This is a genomic window from Azospirillum sp. UFLA03-27 (assembly GCF_059803775.1).
Genome location: NZ_JAUQTX010000551.1, coordinates 1 through 552, shown reverse-complemented (window position 1 = coordinate 552; position 552 = coordinate 1). Strand labels below are relative to the sequence as shown.

The following is a 552-nucleotide window of genomic DNA, read 5'->3' as shown; positions in this document are numbered from 1 at the left end:
ACCGGCGCCCAGTCCAAGCCCAAGTCCAACGCCCCGACCTACACCCGCGTCTTCGCCAACGCCCTGATCGCCGAGGCCGAGCGCGACCCCGGCGTCCTCGCCATCACCGCGGCCATGCCGTCGGGCACCGGGCTCGACCTGTTCGGCCAGCGCTTCCCCGACCGCTGCTTCGACGTCGGCATCGCCGAGCAGCACGCCGTGACCTTCGCCGCCGGGCTGGCGACCGAGGGCTTCAAACCCTTCTGCGCCATCTACTCGACGTTCCTGCAGCGCGCCTACGACCAGGTGGTGCACGACGTCGTGCTGCAGCGCCTGCCGGTGCGCTTCGCGCTCGACCGCGCCGGTCTGGTCGGGGCGGACGGGGCGACCCACGCCGGGGCCTTCGACGTGGCCTATCTGGGCTGCCTGCCCGACATCGTGCTGATGGCGGCGGCGGACGAGCTGGAGCTGATGCACATGGTGGCGACCAGCGCCGCCATCGACGACCGCGCCTCGGCGCTGCGCTACCCGCGCGGCGAGGGGGTGGGGCTGGAACTGCCGGAGCGCGGCGAG

General features: G+C 73.2%; 1 pseudogene. It reads left to right on the top strand.

The features are described from left to right. A pseudogene (locus tag Q4I23_RS33030) lies at nucleotides 1-552 on the top strand (1-deoxy-D-xylulose-5-phosphate synthase); the annotation flags it as partial.